At 41.3% G+C, this 18,931-nt stretch carries 18 protein-coding genes; 12 read left to right on the top strand and 6 right to left on the bottom strand.

Going from position 1 to position 18,931, the window contains the following annotated elements:
• Positions 1-46 precede the first annotated feature (46 nt).
• The 4 genes from glmS (at position 47) to HH219_RS03945 (ending at position 4,803) form a co-directional block, all read left to right on the top strand.
• Positions 47-1,867, top strand: coding sequence for a glutamine--fructose-6-phosphate transaminase (isomerizing) (glmS, locus tag HH219_RS03960; RefSeq protein WP_169326687.1), 1,821 nt, complete (start codon positions 47-49; stop codon positions 1,865-1,867).
• 112 nt (positions 1,868-1,979) lie between these two features.
• Complete coding sequence (locus HH219_RS03955) at positions 1,980-3,167, top strand: alpha/beta hydrolase-fold protein (protein WP_169326686.1); 1,188 nt, start codon at positions 1,980-1,982, stop codon at positions 3,165-3,167.
• A gap of 263 nt (positions 3,168-3,430) precedes the next feature.
• Entirely contained in the window at positions 3,431-3,835 is a 405-nt protein-coding gene (locus HH219_RS03950) for a DUF6088 family protein (RefSeq protein ID WP_169326685.1), read from the top strand.
• Positions 3,832-4,803: a nucleotidyl transferase AbiEii/AbiGii toxin family protein gene (locus HH219_RS03945; RefSeq protein ID WP_349251604.1), complete on the top strand. Its 972-nt coding sequence runs from the start codon at positions 3,832-3,834 to the stop codon at positions 4,801-4,803. Before HH219_RS03950 ends, HH219_RS03945 begins: the two co-directional genes overlap by 4 nt.
• 54 nt (positions 4,804-4,857) lie before the next feature.
• On the opposite strand, the gene HH219_RS03940 is transcribed toward HH219_RS03945, so the two are convergent.
• The gene (locus HH219_RS03940) at positions 4,858-5,370 is read right to left on the bottom strand and encodes a hypothetical protein (protein WP_169326684.1); all 513 of its coding nucleotides are present in this window, start codon (positions 5,368-5,370) and stop codon (positions 4,858-4,860) included.
• Between the two features lie 219 nt (positions 5,371-5,589).
• Here HH219_RS03940 and HH219_RS03935 point away from each other — a divergent pair, with 219 nt between their 5' ends.
• From HH219_RS03935 to HH219_RS03925, 3 genes are all read left to right on the top strand, one after another.
• Complete coding sequence (locus HH219_RS03935) at positions 5,590-6,186, top strand: hypothetical protein (protein WP_169326683.1); 597 nt, start codon at positions 5,590-5,592, stop codon at positions 6,184-6,186.
• Positions 6,187-6,344: 158 nt separating this feature from the next.
• Positions 6,345-7,649: a DEAD/DEAH box helicase gene (locus HH219_RS03930; RefSeq protein ID WP_169326682.1), complete on the top strand. Its 1,305-nt coding sequence runs from the start codon at positions 6,345-6,347 to the stop codon at positions 7,647-7,649.
• A 194-nt stretch (positions 7,650-7,843) separates the two neighbouring features.
• On the top strand, positions 7,844-8,749 hold the full coding sequence (locus tag HH219_RS03925) for an NYN domain-containing protein (RefSeq protein WP_169326681.1): 906 nt from the start codon (positions 7,844-7,846) through the stop codon (positions 8,747-8,749).
• A gap of 129 nt (positions 8,750-8,878) precedes the next feature.
• On the opposite strand, the gene HH219_RS03920 is transcribed toward HH219_RS03925, so the two are convergent.
• Together HH219_RS03920 and HH219_RS03915 are read right to left on the bottom strand one after the other, a co-directional pair.
• Positions 8,879-10,276 carry a 5-methyltetrahydrofolate--homocysteine methyltransferase gene (locus HH219_RS03920; RefSeq protein ID WP_169326680.1) on the bottom strand — a complete coding sequence of 466 codons (1,398 nt, stop codon included), beginning with the start codon at positions 10,274-10,276 and terminating at the stop codon, positions 8,879-8,881.
• Between the two features lie 32 nt (positions 10,277-10,308).
• Positions 10,309-12,723, bottom strand: coding sequence for a TonB-dependent receptor (locus HH219_RS03915; protein ID WP_169326679.1), 2,415 nt, complete (start codon positions 12,721-12,723; stop codon positions 10,309-10,311).
• A gap of 178 nt (positions 12,724-12,901) precedes the next feature.
• On the opposite strand from HH219_RS03915, the gene HH219_RS03910 reads away from it, so the two are divergent.
• The 4 genes from HH219_RS03910 to folE2 are packed head-to-tail and all read left to right on the top strand — an operon-like array spanning position 12,902 to position 16,077.
• A complete protein-coding gene (locus HH219_RS03910; protein WP_054205896.1) occupies positions 12,902-13,378 on the top strand; it encodes a Fur family transcriptional regulator in 477 nt (158 codons plus the stop codon).
• A 10-nt stretch (positions 13,379-13,388) separates the two neighbouring features.
• Positions 13,389-13,817 (top strand): MerC domain-containing protein, encoded by a 429-nt coding sequence (locus tag HH219_RS03905; RefSeq protein WP_054205826.1) that lies wholly within the window; start codon positions 13,389-13,391, stop codon positions 13,815-13,817.
• Entirely contained in the window at positions 13,814-15,142 is a 1,329-nt protein-coding gene (locus HH219_RS03900) for a dihydroorotase (RefSeq protein ID WP_169326678.1), read from the top strand. Before HH219_RS03905 ends, HH219_RS03900 begins: the two co-directional genes overlap by 4 nt.
• A 20-nt stretch (positions 15,143-15,162) precedes the next feature.
• Positions 15,163-16,077 carry a GTP cyclohydrolase FolE2 gene (gene folE2, locus HH219_RS03895; protein WP_169326677.1) on the top strand — a complete coding sequence of 305 codons (915 nt, stop codon included), beginning with the start codon at positions 15,163-15,165 and terminating at the stop codon, positions 16,075-16,077.
• A gap of 371 nt (positions 16,078-16,448) precedes the next feature.
• On the opposite strand, the gene HH219_RS03890 is transcribed toward folE2, so the two are convergent.
• Positions 16,449-17,246, bottom strand: a complete 798-nt coding sequence (locus tag HH219_RS03890) for a response regulator (protein ID WP_169326676.1) — start codon at positions 17,244-17,246, stop codon at positions 16,449-16,451.
• A gap of 248 nt (positions 17,247-17,494) precedes the next feature.
• On the opposite strand from HH219_RS03890, the gene HH219_RS03885 reads away from it, so the two are divergent.
• On the top strand, positions 17,495-17,929 hold the full coding sequence (locus tag HH219_RS03885) for a fatty acid desaturase (protein WP_349251603.1): 435 nt from the start codon (positions 17,495-17,497) through the stop codon (positions 17,927-17,929).
• 77 nt (positions 17,930-18,006) lie between these two features.
• Here HH219_RS03885 and HH219_RS03880 read toward each other — a convergent pair whose 3' ends face one another.
• Complete coding sequence (locus HH219_RS03880) at positions 18,007-18,252, bottom strand: DUF3297 family protein (RefSeq protein WP_054205830.1); 246 nt, start codon at positions 18,250-18,252, stop codon at positions 18,007-18,009.
• A 116-nt stretch (positions 18,253-18,368) separates the two neighbouring features.
• Positions 18,369-18,812: a dihydroneopterin triphosphate diphosphatase gene (gene nudB, locus HH219_RS03875; RefSeq protein WP_054454306.1), complete on the bottom strand. Its 444-nt coding sequence runs from the start codon at positions 18,810-18,812 to the stop codon at positions 18,369-18,371.
• Positions 18,813-18,931 lie beyond the last annotated feature (119 nt).

Genomic DNA, 18,931 nt, shown 5'->3' with positions numbered 1-18,931 from the left:
AACCCAAGGTGAATACATTGGGTAACGTGCAAAAATGGAGAATACTATGTGTGGAATCGTTGGGGCAGTTGCAGAACGCCCAGTAAATAAAATTTTAGTTGAAGGTTTAAAACGTCTAGAGTACCGCGGGTACGACTCAGCTGGCGTGGCACTTTTAAACGGCAATACGCTAAATACCGTAAAAGCGGTTGGTAAAGTAGTAAACCTTGAAAATGCACTTAATGAAGCGGGCGTTAAAGGCACTACCGGCATCGCGCATACACGTTGGGCTACTCACGGTAGCGTGACTGAAGCAAATGCGCATCCGCACATTTCAAATAGCGAAATTGCCTTAGTACATAACGGTATTATTGAAAACCACGCAAGCTTGCGTGAAGCGCTTAAAGGCGACGGTTACGAGTTTTTATCAGACACCGACACAGAAGTAATGGTGCACTTAATTCATCAACTTCGCCAGCAACACACAACCTTGCTTGCAGCAGTTCAAGCCGCTGTAAAACAGTTTGATGGCGCATTTGGTACAGTGGTATTTGATAAAGCCAACGATAACGAAATTATCGTAGCGCGTTCAGGCAGCCCGTTGGTTATTGGCTTAGGCCTTGGCGAAAACTTTATTGCCTCTGACCAGTTAGCATTATTACCAGTAACACGCAGCTTTATTTACCTTGAAGAAGGCGATGTAGCGCGTATTACTCGTGACACAGTCGAAATTTTTGATGTAGACGGCAACGCCGTTGAACGTGAAGTGATTGAGTCAAATATCACTCAAGATGCATCAGGCAAAGGTGATTATCGTCACTATATGCTTAAAGAAATTTACGAACAGCCACTTGCTGTACGTAATACACTTGAAGGGCGCTTAAACGACGACCGCGTAGCGATTGATGCCTTTGGCGACAGCGCACAGCAAATTTTTAAAGACGTTAAACACGTACAAATTATTGCCTGTGGTACGTCTTATCATTCAGGTATGGTTGCCCGCTACTGGCTTGAACAGTACGCAGGCGTAAGCTGTAATGTAGAGATTGCCTCTGAGTTCCGCTATCGCGAGTCTTTCGTACACGAAAACAGCCTACTTGTAACTATTTCGCAATCAGGTGAAACAGCCGATACGCTAGCGGCACTTCGTTTAGCTAAACAGCAAGGTTACATGGCTTCAATGACCATTTGTAACGTACCGGGCTCATCACTTGTACGTGAATCTGATTTAGCCTTTATGACCAAAGCGGGCGCTGAAATTGGCGTAGCCTCTACTAAAGCATTTACTACACAGCTTGTTGGTTTGTTAATGCTTACTGCATCTATAGCGCAAGAAAAAGGCTTAGATCAAAGCACTATTGTTAACGCTATTAAATTGCTTCCAGCTAAGTTAGAAGAAACTTTATTACTTGCTGATGGTATTGCTGACTTAGCTGAAGAGTTTGCCGACAAGCACCACTCACTGTTTTTAGGCCGTGGTTCACAATATCCAATTGCAATGGAAGGCGCGCTTAAACTTAAAGAGATTTCGTACATTCACGCTGAAGCCTACGCAGCAGGCGAGCTTAAACACGGCCCATTAGCACTAATTGATGCCGACATGCCTATTATTGTTGTAGCACCAAACAACGAATTGCTTGAAAAGCTTAAATCAAACGTGGAAGAAGTACGTGCTCGCGGCGGTATTATTTATGTATTTGCTGATAAAGACTCAGCCTTCGCATCAGACGACACCATGCGCGTTATCAACGTAAACCATGTAGATGACGTGATTGCCCCTGTTGTATATACAATTCCACTACAGTTACTGTCGTACTACGTAGCGGTAATTAAAGGCACTGACGTCGACCAGCCACGTAACTTAGCTAAATCGGTAACAGTTGAGTAAAATCAATAGGTTGGTAATTAGCTGTTGAAGCTAAAAAGGCGCTTAATGCGCCTTTTTTTATGCCTGAAACTCTGTTAGCTTAAGTAACTCATTATTCTCTAAGGGATTAGTCATGCGCGTATTTACCGCTCTGTGTTTTATTAGTTTTTGTGTTTTTAGCTCATACAGTGCCTTTGCACAATCTGACACTAAACAACAAACCGTTGATTACTCTGTGCACACGCATACTTTTAAATCGGCTGTTTTAGACGAAGAACGCACAGTTACAGTACAATTACCTAAGAGCTATCAATCTGAGTCAAATAAAGTCTACCCAGTGATTTATCGCTTAGATGGAGCGGGTAATATACCGCTTGCCAGTGCTGTCATTGAGCGCTTACAAAATGATAATCGTGCGCCTGAGGTTATTATTGTCGCTATTGAAAACACTAATCGACTCAGAGATTTTTATCCTACAGTGAATAAAGAGCCACAAGGTCCTGTCGGTGAAGGGGGCGGCGCAGCAAAATTTTTAGCGTTCTTTGAACAAGAGCTCATTCCTTTAGTTAATAAAAATTATCGTACGCATGACTATAAAGTGATTTCTGGCGCCTCTGCTGGTGGTGTATTTGCGCTGTATGCGTTGCAGGCAAATCCTGAACTGTTTCAAGCGCATATTGCTTATAGCCCTGCGGTTTGGTGGAATTATGGCGCAATGGTAAAAAGCACAAAATCGTTTATAACTAAAAACAAAGAGCTTAACAGCTACGTTTACATCAATATTGGCGAAGAAGCCGGCATAATGCGTGAAAGGTATGATGAACTACAGCAATCACTACAATCGCCTAAAGTGCGGGGGTTACGCTTTTTTAATGATGCGTTTGATGGTATCTCGCATGGCTTAACCACTGCTGCTGGCGTATTTAATGCCTACTACAACTTATTTTTGCCTAAACAAATGCCCATAAGTGCTTTAACTGACGATGTAGCCTCTATTGATGCTTATTATAAAAACTTATCTCAGCAATGGGGCGAGCAAATTTCGCCACCAGATCGCGCTGTTAGATCACTCGGTTATAACTTAACGCGAAGCAAGCAGTTTACTCGTGCAATTGAGGTGTTTAAGTACAATTTAAAAAACCACCCAAAATCAGTCGATGCGCTTTCAGCCCTATCTTATGGCTATGAAATGCAAGGTGACACTCGCCAAGCGCTTGCACAGATGGAATCTGCTTTAGCGATTGCAGACGACTCATATCCTTATATAAATTACTTAAAAGAGACAAAAGCTAGGTTGCAAGCAGAGCTGAGCAAGAGCTAATAATATTGCCAACTAAGTTGTTGACTTTTTATTCAAAAATCATCATTACGTTGCTTACTAAGGTTTTATCAATAATTAGGTCGGTTGCAATTTAAAGTTTATGTCAGTTTTGTTTAACTTACTTATATCTTAATATAAACAACAGCTTATTTTTTTGTTTTGGTGATTTTTGTCGTGTTTTTTCTTTTTTCAGTGCCGTATTATTTTTAGGCAGAGGTGGTTTGGGTTATACTAAAACAAATCATTACGTAGGAGAATTAGCCATGACTGCAACTGACCGTATTTATCAAAAAATAAAGCGTTCTCGCCGCTATGTATTTGAACGTAAAGATTTCGACAATTATGCGAGCTATGATCAGGTTGGTCGTGTACTAAAGCAATTAGTTGATAAAGGTGAACTGATAAAAATTGGCTATGGTTTATATACTAAAGCAACGATTAATAGTCTTACTAATAAACCGATGCCAACAAACCCAGGCGGTACTGACGCACTCATACGTGAGATTCTAAAGCTGCGCGGTGTAGACTTTGAAATGGATACCATGTCACTTAGGAGTATTAACGGTGAATCTACCCAAATACCTGCATCCATCAAGTACAGCTGGGACTCTAAGCAATTCAACCGAAGTCTTAAAGTTGGCAATAGAGTATTGAGTTATCGCAGGTGAGTATACCCAAACTGAAAAAACAGTTTCTTGAGGTATCTGATGCATTGGAATTAGGTAATCCATCGATCCCAGAAAAAGATTATTGGGTAGTGTCTCTTCTTGCACTGTTGGAAGATGTAAAAAGTGAAAACCATCTGCTGGTTTTTTCTGGCGGAACTGCATTGGCTAAATCCAATATTAAAATCCTGAGAATGTCTGAAGACGTAGACATAAAATTGATCCCTACTGCTGAGTTTATCAACAAGAGTAAAGGAGCAAAGAAAAAAGCACGCAAGGCACTAGTTGAACACATCATAATGAAGTTGGCTGATCATCCTTATCTTAATTACGCTGATAAAACGGTGAATGATGAGTATCGCTATGTCGAAATAGAAATTAAGTACCCACAACAATATCACCAAGCACCGTGCCTACGCCCGTATATAAAATTAGAGTTTATTGAGACTATTGAACTTCATGGCATTGAGCTTCGCGCTATTTCATCGCTGGTGGCTCAGAGCTACAAGCAACCTGGTGAAGTTAAGGCTATGTTGTGTGTATCGATTGATTCTACGCTGGTTGAAAAAGTACTTTCTATGTTGCGCCGTACGATGTCTGTTAAGCGTAATCCACATCGTAAGGATGATGATACGTTGGTCCGTCATATCTATGATGTTCATTGTATTTTTATTGGTCATAGGGTTGATATGGACGTGTTACGCCCGATGTTTGATTCTATTTTGGAAGAAGATAGGATTCGATTTGGTAATCAACATCAGGAGTTTGTTGACGATCCCCGTAATGAGCTAAAGCTGGGATTGGAGGAACTGCAAAATAATGAGAAGTTTCGTGAGCATTTTAATGCGTTCGTTGCGCCAATGGTATACAACTCAAAGCCTCATGACTTTGATACTTGCATTGCTTCATTTAAATTAATTTCAGAGCGACTTATTATAAACACATCAATAAAATCACTAATCCCTACTTAACGGGCAATAAATGCGTTAATAACGCAGGCTTAGTTAAGCCTGCGCATGAATAGATTAATTTTCGCGGTATTCGTAGCGCACACCACCACGCGTACCATTACCGCCACCATTATTTCTGAGTTTTAGTATATAACTACCACTACTTAAATATTGGCCAATATGGGTGCCAGAGTCAATAATTCGATTGTCACGATATAAAACGAGCTCCATATCATGACCATCGTAATTTTTTTCGATAGTGAAAAAGAATGAGTTACATCCACCTCCAAAACTTGAAAATCGCGCTAGTGTAGCTTCTTCATCTATCTTAACGCTGGCATATTTGGTGTATTTATATGTTTCACAGCGTGAACTCGCCCATTGTGGATTTAACTCAGCGGCTCTTTGGTTGACATCCAGCTCACCCAATTCAGAGCGATCAAGTAATTCAGCCATTGTTATACCTTCGGCTTTTGCCACTGCCTCGGCTCGTTTTGTTAATTCACTTTCTACTGTAGCCATAGCTAAAGTGCTAGTCGCGGTTAAAGCCGTGAGGATAATAGCGTTGAGTAAATGTGTAAGTTTCATCTTAGTCCTTTGAGTTTTAGATAATTTCCAATATAGATAGTGACACTTTGCATGCCGAAGAGAATGTTACAGTAATATTTTGTTCCTGAAAAAGGGCTGTGGGGAGGTTGTACTGAAATATCACGTTTCAATGAATTACCTAAAATAGGTCCTAAACTAATAAGGAAGTCAGCCGATACAGAAATACTTGAATGCAGAACAACTAAAAAAGGAACTTTTATGACTATTAATTTTAATATTCATCAAGCGGTAAGTCTGACTACTACAAATCAACCCAAAGCGCCGATAGCTCCTCAGCAGCAAGTGGCAGATGCTAAAAAAGAGGTAGAACCAGAAGCGATTGCTGCATTTACCGGCGGAGCGCAAAAAAGCTCACCCTATAGTGCGCTGCTTAATCCTGAAGGCTTTGACTTTAGTAATATGTCGATCAATGAATTCAAAGGGATAGTCGATGCGGTGAGAAAACTTGAGTCGGATACACAAAGAGCAAGCGGTAACACAGAAAGCCTCAGAGGAGCATTTTGGGGGGATGTTATGGATGTAAAGGGCTCTCTTGAAGGGATCAACTTCCAGAACAGAGGTTTTTCTTCAAGTGATAAAATCGATATAACAGCATTTTTTGAACTTGGTGTTAAGGAAGCACAACAAATGCGAAAAGAGCACCCTCGCTCTTTTAGTAAAGTTGTTGGATATGCGCAGTCTGCTTTATCAACGGTAGAAAAATTAACCTCAGAATCTTTTATTAAAGAATATCAAGCTAAGGCCGTTGAGTTCTTAAAAAGCCAAGATACCCCATTGATAAAAACGCAGGCTTAGTTAAGCCTGCGCATGAATAGATTAATTTTCGCGGTATTCGTAGCGCACACCACCACACGTGCCATTACCTAAAACACATTAAAATCACTTATCCCTACTTAACGGGCAATAAATACGCTAAAATTGCAGGCTATTTTTAGTAATGAGCCGCACTTTTTATGACCTCAGCCGCAAACCCTAGCAATTTCAACGAACTTGGCCTTATTCCAGAGCTTATTGCTCGATTGTCTGATCTTGAATACACGCAACCTACGCCGATTCAGGCAAAAGCAATTCCAAGTATTTTGGCGGGAAGTGACTTAATTGCAGGGGCAAATACCGGTTCAGGTAAAACAGCAACGTTTGCATTACCTATGTTGCAAAAAGCTTTCCTAGAGCAGGGCGCTAAAAGTACTGCAAGTAAGGGTAACTTTGTAACAGGGCTTATTTTAGTGCCGACTCGTGAGCTTGCTACGCAAGTGGCTGATAGCGTTAAATCGTATTCTGCGAACTTTAATGGCGCGATTAAAACCGTGGCGGTATTTGGTGGTGTGTCGGTTAATACACAAATGCAGGCTCTACGCGGCGGCGCCGATATTATTGTTGCAACGCCAGGACGTTTGCTCGATTTAATCTCAAGTAACGCCATTAAGCTCGATAAAGTTTCAACTTTAGTACTTGATGAAGCTGACCGCATGTTAAGCCTTGGCTTTACAGAAGAGCTTGCAGAGCTGTTAGCGTTAATGCCTGCTAAAAAGCAAACTATGTTGTTTTCAGCGACCTTTCCTGAGCAAGTAACACAATTAACGCAAGAGCTGCTAAATAATCCAGTTGAAATACAAGTACAAAACAAAGAAGAGAGCACACTTGTACAGCGCGTGTTTAGTGTTAACAAAGGCGAGAAAACCACGGTTTTAGCGCATTTAATTAAAACCCATAAATGGCGCCAAGCACTGATTTTTGTGAACGCCAAAAAAGACTGTGAGCACTTAGCCAGCAAACTTGAAAAACGCGGTGTGAACGCGCAAGTATTCCACGGCGATAAAGGCCAAAGTGAACGAACTCGGGTAATCGAAAAGTTTAAAGCGGGCGAAATCGAAGTACTTATTGCAACCGATATTGCCGCCCGTGGTTTAGATATTGAAAAGCTGCCAGTGGTAATAAACTTTAACCTACCGCGCAGTCCCGCTGATTACATGCACCGTATTGGCCGAAGTGGCCGTGCTGGTGAAGTAGGTTTAGCGTTATCACTGATTGATTACGAAGACTTTCATCACTTTAGAATCATCGAGAAGAAAAACAAACTACGTTTAGAGCGTGAGGAAGTAACAGGGTTTGCTGTAAACCAAGCCAACCTTGATGCCGCCGAGGCGCTTAAAAACGACAAGCCAATGGCCAAGCCTGAAGGCACAGGTAAGAAAAAGAAGAAAAAAGCCAACCAAGAAGATGACGTATGGAGCGGCTGGAGAGGGCGCTCTAAATAGGAAATATAATTTATTATTTTGTCTAAACCTACAATTGGCGATAAAATCAGTTGTTGACGTATTGGTCAATTTTGACTAAGATTGCTATTAACAACTAACCCTACTTCCACGCGTAGCATTGAGTCTCCTGGATATAGGGAGAAAAAGCCGACCTTAGTGTCGGTTTTTTTGTAGCTAAAGTTTAAGGATCGACTTTGAAGACTCGAATATATATTGATGGATATAATTTATATTATGGATGTCTTAAGCGAACACCTTACAAGTGGTTAGATATATTTAAATTATTTGATCACTACATCCTCCCCAGTTCTGCAAGTAAAGCCCATACTAAAGACAATTTAAGCATTAAGTTTTTTACCGCTAATATTGTAGAAAAAGCAGCTACGTCAAAAGATTCTTTAGCTGATCAGCAGGCTTATCACCGAGCTTTAACTTTTAATAGTTCAAATAGTCAGCTAGAAATAATCAAAGGTTACTACTCTATAAATCCAACACGTGCATTTAAAATTGATCAAAAAGAACCTAAAAAGCATCCAAATGAATGTGAGTATGTGGACATTTGGAAGCTTGAAGAAAAGCAAACTGATGTAAACATTGCCGTTGAGGCTTTATTTGATGTATTTACAGATGATTCAATTGAGCAAATCGTGTTTGTTACTAATGACACTGATTTAGAAAGAGCTTTAGAAAAAATAAAATCTCTAAATAAAGTTAAAATAGGCTTAGTGATCCCTACTACTGATAATGTTCGTTACCCTAATGAAAAATTAGATATACATGCTGATTGGACGCGTAGGAATATTTCAATTGATGAGCTAAAACAGTCGCAGTTGCCACGTGTTATCCAGGGAGGAAGAAAACCAGTTTCTAAACCTATAGGTTGGTTTGGTCAGCCAGAAATACTTGAAGAAATAATATTAACTTTATTACAAGTTGAAGCTAATCGAACTAAATGCTGGCGCTGGTTGGAAAAGCCATTACCTAGCTTTGATGATTTACCGCCATTAACGGATCCTCCAATTCTATTACTTGATAATGAAGAAACAGCAAAAATAGTACTAAGTTATGCCAAAAGATACACTCAGTTATTTAAAAGCTAGGCGTATAGAGCTTTCGAAATATTTTCGATATCACTTAAATGAAAAAATACCGAATAATAAAATATACTATTCAGCATTAGGTTCTCATAATTCAAGCGTTTACTTTAACTGTTTAAACACGCTACGAGTTTAATGTTCGTGGTCGTGCTCTTCTTCTTGTGCTATACCTAACCAAGTGATAGCAGCAGGTGGGAAGGTTAGTTCTAGTTCACCTTCCACTTCTAGGTCTTCTAAGTGCACTTGTACAACGTGCTGAGCAATAGGGTCGGCTACATAAGCGAAATGACCGTTTTGTGCTACTGTCATACTAAACTTCATACCCTCAGGCATGGTTGTTACGTCTTGTTCAGTGATATCAACTTGACCTGCTAGTTCCCAGTGCGTGTGACCGTCGTGCGCATGTGCCTCAAGTACATTTAAAAAGCCTAGGCTGTCTAGTACTAAAAAGTGCTCGCCATTGGCTGAGAAAGAGTAAGATACCGCACTTGCGCCATCGGCTAGTTGCCATTCTAACGCTTCCATTTCAGCGTCGCTTGGGTTGATACTTAACAGCACAGCAGCGCCGCCGCCATGACCCGAAGCTATACCAATAAAGGTATCGCTTTTTTCGTGGCCGTATAGTCGACCAATTCGTAGATCGCCTACAGCATCAATGTTGGCCACTTTTACAGCTTCGTACTCGTCATTATGTTGATGCGCTAATAGCACGCCGTCACTACAACCAAATGCGATGGTGTCGTGGTTTTGTGCTGCACCGTGTAAATCTGGGCAAGTAAGTTCAAGTGTTTGCTCTAGTTCGTATTCGCCATCGTGAAGGTGGTAAACACCGACTTGATCAGGCAGAATCTTAGCGTTTGATGTACTCTGTGCATCATCGCGACGAATTGTTGATAATACGTGCTCGCCGCGTGGTTGCGCTACACCGTGCATATTTATATTGTAGCTAATGCTTGGTAATGCCGCTGTTGCGTTTGTAATATTGTTGTCGGTTAGCACCGCTACTGAGGCGGTTGTGCCTGAGTCTGCATCACCATCGTAAAATATGGCTAATTTACCATCGTGATTAACGAGGTGGGTAGGGCGGCTGCCGCTGGTTAGTTCATAACTGCTAAGTACAGGGCTTTGTTCGTAGTCATGTAGGTGTGCACCGTGATCTTCACGCCATAAGCCACCATCAATAAAGCCAAGGTAATCTTGGCTGCGACTTGCAATAAGTGCATAACGAAAATCAGGAGACACTGACAGCGTATTTGAATCATGTGTTAGGGTGAATGTTTCAAGCAGTTTATTGTCGTCTAAGTCAAAAAAGCTGGCTGCGTTGCTATCAGCGGCAAGTACAGCGAGTCTTCCTAATGAGTCGATTGTATAGCCATCGCCGTGGTCGCCACCATCACCGTGATCATGGCCGTCATCAGGCGCTGCAATTGGATCTTTTTCAACAATGTTGGTTTCTGCATCGCCGCAGGCTGTAATTAATGTACTGCTAATTGCAAGTGCAATAAGTTTTAGTTTGAATAGTTTGGTCATGTTAGTTTCCTTTAATTTATAATTTTTATGGCTTAGAAATAGCCACGAATGCCTAATGCAAAGCTACGGCCTGGGCGTGGCGCAATATTCTTTAAGAATGAGCTATGCACACGGGCTTCTGTGTTCGTTAAATTTGTGCCTCGTAGGTACAAAGAAAGGTCTTGATTGAGTACCGATAAATCATAAGAAATACTGGCATTGACCAAGGTGTAACCATCGGTAGCGGTTTCTTCAGGAGCGGTACGGTCTTGCTCTTGGTAGCGAGTGGCATGAATGTGGGCACTGAGTTTTTCGGTTTGGTAGCTAAACTCTGTACCGAAACGCAGTGGCGGCGTACGTGGTAGGTTGCCACCTGAGTCAAGGCGAGCGCGCACGTAATCTGAAAATAGCTCAAGCTTGAACTCGTCGGTTAACTGCCATGCAACTTGCGCTTCAAAACCGTGTAAAGTTACATCGTCCGTCTTGAATAAATAAACAGGTAATTCAGATGAATGATCATGCTCGTCACCGTGATCATGGTCATCCCCGTGGTCGTGGCCACTTTCAGCGTATAAGCCAGTTTCAACTTGATAATAATAGTTGTCTACTTGGTTATAGAAGGCATTAAAAATGAAGCCTATATCGCCTTGGGTTTTACGAAAGGTTAAGTCAATATTATTGGCGGTTTCTAAATCAATGGTGTGATCAGATAAGCCTAAATGGCCGTCTTCATGAATATCAAACAATGCGCCGACTTCATAGGTTGCAGTACCAATATGAGGGCCGAACGACAATAACTCAGAGGCTGATGGCGCACGCTCTGAACGCGACAATGACAAGCCTAAATTATAGCTAGGAGCAAAGTCCCATACTACGCCAGCAGATAAACTAACAGGAGTAAATTCATGCTTTGCGTCAAATACGCGAGTTGCGTTGCTGTGTTCATCATGGCCGTGATCATGGTCGTCATGTCCACCTACGTCATCGTGCGCGTGGGCATCAATACTAGGTAGTAATACGTTATCTGCATCGATAGTTACGCGTTCGGCGCGGCCACCTAATTGCACTAAAAAATCACCAAAGTGTCTTTCTTCCATTAGTGCAATGGCATAGCTTTGTGTTTGTGAAGGAGGGGTAAACGCTTCTGAGCCTTGTGCTTCAACATCACTTTGTTTGTAATGAAAGCTAATGCCGCCATTCCACTCATTAAATTGACTATGCAGAATGTCTACGCGTAATTCGTTGGTTTCATTTTTAAATGTGGTACCAACTGAGCCATGTTCAATTTCTGCGTGTTCGTAATCTGTAAAACCTGCACGTAGATTGATTTTATTAAGCCATTTACTATCTAGGTTGTACTCACCTAATAGTTGCACTTTAGTTTGTTCTAAATCGGCAAATACGCTTTCTTCTTCATCACTGTGCTCGTCTTCACCACCGTGAGAGTGACCCGGAATGCCATATTGACGATTAAATTGCTCGATGGCTAAACCAATAAAGCCTTGATCGAATAAATAGCTGGCGCCAACAGTAAAGCCGTCAGACTCTTCGTTGCTGTTTTTTACAACATAATCACTATGGTGTTCTGCATGGTCATGATCGTCATGTGCTAATTCAGCAGCGACGGGTATTTCATAGTCATTCGCTTCTCGCCAAAATGCATCAGCATAAAAAGCAAACGAATCAGTGCCTGTGGTGGCATTAAAAGAAGCAACGGTTTGATCATCAACCGAGTTGTGCTCTACATTCCATTCACCACGAGTTGAACTGTCGGTTGGTACGCGATTATCTACCACATTGACTACCCCGCCAATTGCACCACTGCCGTAAAATAACGTTGCAGGGCCGCGTAATACCTCTATTTGTTGTGCAGTTGACGCCTCTGAAGCAACTGAATGATCTGGACCCACTCTTGACACATCACTCACATCAAGGCCATTTTGAGTGATCAGAACTCGAGGTCCACTTAAGCCACGAATAATTGGGGTACTGGCTACTTTGGCGTGAAAATTAGTATTAACACCTGGCAGTCTTTCCAAGCTGTCACCGAGTGTTGCGGCTTGTTCGCGTCTTAATTTTTCACCGGATAAAACACTCACCGGAGAGGCAGATTCCATTGCTGACATATGAATCGGCGTCGCTTCAATGTCAATAACTTCAATCGGTGAGCGCTCTAAATTAAAAGCAACCGATTGGCTATTACTGGTATTGAGTGTGATATCGCGATGAAGGTGAGCATAACCTGGGGCAACAACGTGAAGTTCTTTTAAACCGTTTTTTAAGCCCGTTATTACAAATTTGCCGTTTGCATCCGTTGTAACTTTTATGTCTGAGCCTTCAACTTCTACTGTTGCGTTGGCAACAACGTTACCTTGCTTGTTTAACACAACGCCTTCAATGGATTTTGCAAGCACACTTGCGGGTAATAAAGCCGCTATCAACACAGCTAATTGAGATCTTCGTTTCATTTGACTACCTTAGTGAATGTTATACTATATCAATTGTGCTTGAAATGTTATATCGTATCAATAGAAAAATTAATTAATGTTTGGCGCAAATGGAACAGGTTTACACGAAATGGAATCATGATAAGGGGCAAGGAATGGCAAAGTTTGAGTTGAGTAAGCCTGAGTTAGTGTGGTCAAAGTGAATCAACGGCAAGTTAAAAAAGCGATTCGTTTTGCAAATATTAAGTGCGAAACATCAGGAAAAAAACTGACTGAAAAACGTCAGCAGGTACTCGAAATTTTACTCCATGCAAATAAGCCTTTGTCGGCTTATGAACTTACTGACCAATTCAATAAGGTGATGGATGTGCCGATTTTGGCTATGTCAGTTTATCGGATTTTAGATGTTTTAGAATCGGTCAACTTGGTACATAGATTAAAATCAGAGAATAAATTTATGGCATGCAGTCATGCCAATGATGGATGCCAGCATCAGTTATCTATGTTTTTAATTTGTGCTTCATGTAACAAAGTGACCGAGATGAATGATGATAATGACAAGGTGAAGGCTTTGTTTGAACATTTGGAGCTTACAGGTTTTTCGCCGGCGGGTTCGCAGTTAGAGATTTCGGGATTATGTTGCCAATGCAAGCCAAAATTGCCGCAGTCCAATTAGAGGAAATAGAATGAAATCGACACAAAGTGTAATGGATAAGCTTGCTATAGGTCTTTCAATGGTATGCACAGTTCATTGTTTTGCAACACCTATTTTACTAACACTTTTACCTAGCTTTGCTGCCTTACAACTTGATAATGAACAGTTCCATTTATGGATATTGGCAGCTGTAATACCTACAAGCATACTTGCATTAAGTTTAGGTTGTAAAAAGCATAAACGTTTTCGCTATATGGTGTCAGGGCTTGTTGGTGTGATTTTAATGGTACTCGCAGTGACCGCTGGTGAGGCGTTATTCGGTGAGTTAGGCGAGAAAGGGTTTACGCTATTAGGTGCGGCTTTTATTGCTGTTGCCCATTGGTTTAATTTTCGTCAGTGTATAGCCAAAAATAATGAAGACTGTCCGTGTTCAGCTAGCATGTCAGAGCAAGTAAATTGAAAGCCACATTAATTAAACATGCCTGTGTAGTCAATGAGGGTAAGTCACAGGTTCTTGATGTGCGCATTGTTGGTGGGCGTATCGATAAAATAGCGGCGGATATACCCGCACAAGCGAATGACCATGTAGTTGCAGCAAATGGGCGTTATTTATTACCTGGAATGATTGATGATCAGGTGCACTTTCGCGAACCTGGTTTAACTCATAAAGGCAATATTGGCAGTGAATCGCGCGCAGCCGTTGCAGGTGGCATCACTAGCTTTATGGAAATGCCAAATGTAAGCCCGTCAACGACCACGATTGAGGCACTGGAGCATAAGTTTGCGCTAGGTCGCGACAGCTCATTGGCAAACTATAGCTTTTATTTAGGTGCTACTGAAAATAATTTAGAGCAAATTAAAAGGCTTGATCCAACTCGCCATTGTGGCGTAAAAGTTTTTATGGGGGCATCCACAGGGGATTTACTTGTTGAGCACCCTGATGCGTTAGATGCAATTTTTAAAGAGAGCCCAATTTTAATTGTGACCCACTGTGAAGATGGTCGTGTTATTGAAAAAAACCTTGGTAAGTTGCAGGGGAAAACCTTAGACATACACGATCACCCTATTATCCGAGATACGCAGGCTTGCTATGCCTCATCGTCTTATGCTGTTGCATTGGCTAAAAAGTATCAGTCGCAATTACATGTATTGCATATCACCACAGAAAAAGAGCTTAGCTTGTTTTCAGCAGGTGATATTTGTAATAAACATATAACTGCTGAGGCCTGTGTTCATCATTTATGGTTCAGTGCAGAGGATTATGCAAAGCAAGGTAATTTGATTAAATGTAATCCAGCAATCAAAGCAAAAAGCGACCGCGATGCGCTACTCAATGCAGTTATAAATGGTCAAATTGATATTATTGCAACCGATCATGCTCCACATACTTGGAGTGAAAAACAGGTTCCTTATAGTCAAGCACCAGCAGGCCTGCCTTTGGTTGAACATGCATTATTAACTTTGCTTGAACACGTAGAGCAACAGCGCTTAACACTAGAGCAGGTCGTTGAAAAAACAGCCCATAATCCTGCATTGCGTTACCACATAATAGATCGTGGTTTTATTCGTGAAGGCTATTTTGCCGATCTGGTTTTAGTTGATACAAATCAGCAAACCTTAGTCAATCATACAAGCACCCGCTACCATTGTGAATGGACCCCCTTTGACGGTCATCGATTCCCGGCAAAAATTATGGCCACGTGGGTTAATGGTAAACAAGTATTTGATGGCCAGCAGCTAATAGACACGACTGGCATTGCAATGCCTTTGTTATTTAATCGTTAAAAGTGAATAGTAGTTAAAATATGAAATTACAATTACCTGATATTGCATCTGGGCAGCGCGCCGGGGCAGCCTTACCATTAAAATGGGTTGGTATGGAAGGCATTGCCATTCCTCTAAATCTTATTGAACAACCCAGCTCATCAATTGCAGCAAAAGCGGATGTATTTGTAAGTTTAGATGAAGCTGACGCGAAAGGCATACATATGTCGCGGTTGTATCTAAGGGTAAAAGATATTTTGGCGCGAGAGCAATTAAGTGTAGGTGTGTTGGCTGCTCTTTTAAAAGAGCTAGTCGAGTCTCAACAAGGATTAAGCCTTGCTGCACGACTGCAATTAGCGTTTGAATTAACGATTCGCAAACCTGCGTTGCTCAGTGATCAATTTGGTTATCAAACTTATCCTGTGAGTATTCGTTGTGAATACATTAATGAACAAATGAATATGGAGTTGTCACTGACCATTCCTTATTCAAGTACATGTCCTTGTTCTGCGGCTTTATCAAGGCAGGCAATGAGTGATGCCATTACTTCACAGTTTAGTCAGGATCTTATATCTAAAGAGCAGCTTTTAGATTGGGTTACCTCGCAGCAAGGTTCAGTTGCAACACCACATAGTCAGCGTTCATATGCCTATTTAAAATTACGCCTGCAAAATAATGCGTTGCCGAACCTTGAAACATTGATTAAAAACTTAGAAGAAGTGATAGGCACACCTGTGCAAACCGCAGTAAAACGCGAAGACGAACAAGCGTTTGCAAAATTAAATGCTGAAAACCTCATGTTCTGTGAAGACGCAGCAAGACGTTTAAAACTAGCGCTAGAAAATAATGGGCAAGTCATCGACTACTGGTTTAAGGTTGAGCATCAAGAAAGTTTACATGCTCATAATGCGGTGGTTATTGATCATAAATCTTCACATGGTTACGAAAAGCTTTAAAGACCCAAAATGGAGAATTTTATCGGTGAAATAACTCACTAACCGTATGAGTTATTTCCCTGTTATTAAGCTGTAATAATAGGTCATTAATTTAATGCTATGGGCATATACCCAAGCCACCTCAAGATGCAGAATTCAGCGTTTCACAGGGGCTTAATATCAAGGCGTTACTTTGCAAGAATGGCCATCCCTTTTAAGAAGTAACAACGATGAGAGTAAGTGCCTGTGAAACGCCTAAAGGGTTGGTTTAAAAGCGATTTATACTGCGTTATTGATTTTAATAATAGAACCACTATTATTTGCAATCAATGCCTTGCCTAAATCGCTTTTAATTCCAACTGAAACTCGCACCTTGAGGTGGCTTGGGTATATTAAGACATAATCTTAAACAGCAGCTCTCTTACTGTTGCGGGTTCAAATGGCTTGTCACAAATGGCATCTACACCCGCTTGGGCAATGTTTGCTAAATGAGTTTCGTTGGCTTCCGAACTTACCATTAGAACCGGAATATGCGAATAGGTTGCTGAGCTTCTTACTGTTTCGGTCAGTTCTTTGCCATCCATTTCAGGCATGTTGTAGTCGGTTACAATTAAATCGAACGACTGTTCATTAAGCAGTTCTACAGCTTGTTTTCCATCTTCTGCTTCAACAGGTGCAGGGATCCCCATACCTGCAAGCACCCTTATAATATGCTTACGCGCAAAACGGCTATCATCAACAACAAGCACGCGCAGCAAAGTGACATCAAAATGCTCTAATTCAACTTCTTCTTCACTAATAATATCTAATGTTGCTTTAAGCGCACGGGTAATTGCTTCGGCGCTAAATGGCTTGGGTAGAATAGCTAATACCCCAGATTGCCTTAGTTGCTCTAAATATTTTTTGTTGCGCTCGCTTGATACCAACATAAACGCTTGATGCTCAGTTTGTGGTGTTGAGCGTATTTTCTGTAAAAGTGAATCAGCGGTGCCGTCAGAAAAATACATGCTACTGATCACTAAATCAGGCTGATAGCTATCAAGCAACGCTAAAGCTTGGGCTTGTGTGTTAGCTGTTTCAACTTGAGTTACACCGCTCTGAGTCAGTGATTTTATTATCAACTTTTGTTGCACATCGGAAGGCTCAACTAACAGTATTGATAAATTGGCTATTGCGGTTAAATCACTCATTTATATCTCTTCAGTGTTGTTGTTATACGAAAGCTTTTGCTTAGATCGGTATTATAGATCAACAATATGCCCTAGCAGGACAAAACTTTGCATTTTTGTAACTAAAAGTATTAAAAAGCATGTAAAACAAAGAGTAAAAAGGCCTATGAAAGGCCAATGGCAGAGTGTGAAGGTTAGTCTGTAGTCTTTTTTTGCTCTTTTGCGATATAAAACTTGCCGATCCACCAAGCTTTAATATTGAATCGAGTGTGGCCAATAGTCGCGTGTATTTATGGATGCAAAGAACATGGATGACGCAACAACTTCCTTTAGCGCTGCTATTATTTTGGCTGGGCGGTGTCTCTTGGGTGGTGTGGGGTGTATGCCTTAGAGTGAGTGTATCTGTGGTTGGGCATTGGTTAATTGGTTATTTTGCACATAATCATGGACAAAGGGATTGGCATGTTGAGCAAGCATATGTTCAAGGCTATAACGTGCCTTTTGCAGCATTATTAACTATGGGCGAAAGTTATCATAACAATCATCATGCATTTCCTGGCTCTGCAAATTTTGCTTTAGAAAAAGGGCAATTGGATATTGGCTGGTGGGTGTTAAAAGGGTTGTTCGCGATCGGTTTGGTGTGGGGTTTAGTATTGCCGCAGCATTTAGCACAACGTGACGAGTTAGTACGAATAGATCGCTAATATGGTGTTGTGCTTACGACGGATACGTTAATATTCATCGTAAGCTGCAACGTTGAGCTTTTGTTTACCGTTAGGTATTAACGATAAAACGCTTCAACAGTGCCTTTTACTTTAATTAAAAGTGGTTGGCCGCGGCGATCTAACGCTTTTGGTGCTGCCACTTTGATCCAACCTTCACTAATGCAGTATTCTTCAACGTCTGAGCGCTCTTTGCCATTGTGGCGAATACCAATGTCGTGATCAAAAACGGCTTCCACATAATGTGGGCTACGAGGGTTGATCGAAAGTTGATCAGGTAGTTCAGGTTTATTTGTGTCAGTCATAATTGTGATCTGCAAAGAATAGATTGTGCGCTATTGTAGGCAATACATGCTTTATGCTCAATAGTGGCTGTGATAAATATGAACGATTACCGCTAAAATAGCTAAGAGATAGGAGCTTATAGAGCCAATATCTCGTCGCGGTTGCTCGGTGACCATGCTTTGTTTGCGGCTTGTTGTTGCGGTAGCCATTCGTAGTCAGTGTGTTCTTTAGGATCGAGTATGATGACGATATCATCAGGGACGCAAACACTAAACACATGCTCGGTATTAATAAGCGCGTTGGCATGATAACGATGACGCCAGTTTTCGCGGATAGTATATTGGTTGGTCTTTTGGTGATTGCGAATGGTTAAACCTAATGACCGTGCATCAATGCCGGTTTCTTCAAGTAATTCGCGGTAGGCGGTTGTTGTAGGGCTTTCGCCTTCATCGATGCCACCTGTGACTGATTGCCAAAAATTAGCGTCGTCAGTGCGTTGAATCAATAAACAGTCTTTATTGTTTTTATAAATAACCACCAGCACAGAAAAGGGCTGACGAAGTGGTAAGTTTGCTGACAAGATAAACGCTCATTCTACTTAGTTATCGCTAGTTTAGCGCAGTAAAAACTAAGAAACTAGCGTGAAGTGTCACTTGTTTGGTGTGGCTCTTAACTAAGTGCTTAAACCACCCAGTATGT

Source organism: Pseudoalteromonas sp. NEC-BIFX-2020_015 (assembly GCF_012952265.1).
In the GTDB taxonomy this organism is placed as follows: Bacteria; Pseudomonadota; Gammaproteobacteria; order Enterobacterales; family Alteromonadaceae; genus Pseudoalteromonas; species Pseudoalteromonas neustonica.
The sequence above is the reverse complement of the archived record's forward strand: the minus strand, read 5'-3'. Positions and strand labels throughout refer to the sequence as shown.

What these genes read in the sequence shown, in the direction of transcription:
- glmS (WP_169326687.1), top strand. Translation starts at nt 47, where the DNA reads ATGTGTGGAATCGTTGGGGCAGTTGCAGAACGCCCAGTAAATAAAATT.
- HH219_RS03930 (WP_169326682.1), top strand. Translation starts at nt 6,345, where the DNA reads ATGACCTCAGCCGCAAACCCTAGCAATTTCAACGAACTTGGCCTTATT.
- HH219_RS03905 (WP_054205826.1), top strand. Translation starts at nt 13,389, where the DNA reads ATGAAATCGACACAAAGTGTAATGGATAAGCTTGCTATAGGTCTTTCA.
- HH219_RS03880 (WP_054205830.1), bottom strand. Translation starts at nt 18,252, where the DNA reads ATGACTGACACAAATAAACCTGAACTACCTGATCAACTTTCGATCAAC.
- HH219_RS03950 (WP_169326685.1), top strand. Translation starts at nt 3,431, where the DNA reads ATGACTGCAACTGACCGTATTTATCAAAAAATAAAGCGTTCTCGCCGC.
- HH219_RS03915 (WP_169326679.1), bottom strand. Translation starts at nt 12,723, where the DNA reads ATGAAACGAAGATCTCAATTAGCTGTGTTGATAGCGGCTTTATTACCC.
- folE2 (WP_169326677.1), top strand. Translation starts at nt 15,163, where the DNA reads ATGAAATTACAATTACCTGATATTGCATCTGGGCAGCGCGCCGGGGCA.
- HH219_RS03935 (WP_169326683.1), top strand. Translation starts at nt 5,590, where the DNA reads ATGACTATTAATTTTAATATTCATCAAGCGGTAAGTCTGACTACTACA.
- HH219_RS03920 (WP_169326680.1), bottom strand. Translation starts at nt 10,276, where the DNA reads ATGACCAAACTATTCAAACTAAAACTTATTGCACTTGCAATTAGCAGT.
- HH219_RS03955 (WP_169326686.1), top strand. Translation starts at nt 1,980, where the DNA reads ATGCGCGTATTTACCGCTCTGTGTTTTATTAGTTTTTGTGTTTTTAGC.
- HH219_RS03890 (WP_169326676.1), bottom strand. Translation starts at nt 17,246, where the DNA reads ATGAGTGATTTAACCGCAATAGCCAATTTATCAATACTGTTAGTTGAG.
- HH219_RS03940 (WP_169326684.1), bottom strand. Translation starts at nt 5,370, where the DNA reads ATGAAACTTACACATTTACTCAACGCTATTATCCTCACGGCTTTAACC.